The 1,486-nt window shown below is 69.4% G+C and carries 1 protein-coding gene; it reads right to left on the reverse strand.

The features are described from left to right. Positions 1-133: 133 nt before the first annotated feature. Entirely contained in the window at positions 134-1,474 is a 1,341-nt protein-coding gene (locus DXK32_RS31890) for an IS1380 family transposase (protein ID WP_114862155.1), read from the reverse strand. Between the last annotated feature and the right edge of the window lie 12 nt (positions 1,475-1,486).

Raw genomic sequence — 1,486 nt, forward strand, 5'->3', positions numbered from 1 at the left:
CTAGCCCGGATCATTCATCAGCGTTTTGGAACGGCGGTCCGAAGGCGCGTCGATGGGTGGCGCCAATGGCGCGGCATGACGGGGCTGGAGGGTTGCGGGGACAGGTTCGTTCGGGGGCACGCCGCCCCTGCGGTTAGGGCGGCAACTTCGCGGTACGGGCGGCCAACATCGCCAGACTTTCCTGGTAGGGAAAGCTGGTCGGCAACGACACCTTGATGCGGGTCACCATTTCGGTAACCCGCGCCGCCACCTTGATGAGGCCGAGGCGCAGCGTGTCGAACTGCGCCTCGCGCCAGAACGACACCTTCGGCGCCAAGCCGCGCAAGGTATGCAGCAGCCAATAGGCGGCGGTGTGGATGAGCAGCCGGAACTGGTTGGCCGTGGCCTTGTTGCACGACGTCCGGTCGGAGGCGAGGTGCAGCTTGTGCGCCTTGATCAGGTTCTCCATCTGCCCGCGGGCGCAGTAGATGGTCTCATACAGCGCCTTGGCCGTGCCGGTCAGGTTGGTGACGATGAAGCGCGTATCGGTGCCCTGGGGCGACGCCTCGATCCGGGCGATGACCCGGCGCTCGACCTTCCAGGAGCGGGCGGCGTACCGGAGCTCGCCGAAGCGCCGAACCTTGTCCGACTCGCCGGCGAGCCGGCCCATCGCGGCGTCCTCGGCCAGGTCGGTGACCCGCCCGAGCAGGACCGTGTTGCCGCCCAGGCCGAAGACGTAGCCGACGCGGTTGCGCTCGCACCAGCTCATGGCCTCGTGGCGGCCGTAATGGCTGTCGCCGCGCACCAGGATATCGACGCGCGGCCAGCGGGCGCGGATGGCCCGCACGACGTGGCGCAGCACCAGCGCCACCTCGGCGCCGTCCGGCGTCTTGCCGGGGCGCAGGATGACGGCGACCGGCTTGCCGGTGGTCGCCTCGTAGATGTGCATCGGCAGGAAGCAGCGCCCGTCGTAATGGGCGTGGAACAGCGAGAGCTGCTGGGCGCCGTGGACGCGGTCCTCGGTGTCGTCGATGTCCAGCACGATGCGCCGCGGCACCGTGGGGAAGCTGTCGCAGAACAGGTCCACCATGGCCGCCATCATGCGTTTGAGCGCCACCGGACCGGGCAGGTTCTCCAGTCGGCTGATGGTCGGCTGCGAGCAGAGGTCGCCTCCGCTCTCCGGCAGCCGGCCGACCGCCATCTTGAAGGCCGGATCGCTGCGCAGGGCGTCACAGTCGTTGGCGTCCGGGTACCCGGCGGCGATCAGCAGGGCGCGGAAGCGGATCATCTCCGCCAGCGTGTGCCGGACGCGTTCGGGAGCGCGCGGGTCCTTGATGCAGCGCGCCAGGCGCTCGCAGATCCCGAGCCGCCGATCGATCTCGGCCAGCAGCAGAACGCCGGCGTCGGAGGTGAGACGGCCGCCATCGAAGGCGGCGTGTACCGGCTTGCCGACAACCGGTGACAAGCCGGGCAGAACCCCGGTACTCTCGGCCATGGCGGGCGTGAA

Source organism: Azospirillum brasilense (assembly GCF_003349955.1).
GTDB classification, from domain to species: domain Bacteria; phylum Pseudomonadota; class Alphaproteobacteria; order Azospirillales; family Azospirillaceae; genus Azospirillum; species Azospirillum brasilense_B.

Excerpts from the sequence above, each read along its gene's own strand:
- DXK32_RS31890 (WP_114862155.1), bottom strand. The coding sequence starts at position 1,474 with ATGGCCGAGAGTACCGGGGTTCTGCCCGGCTTGTCACCGGTTGTCGGC.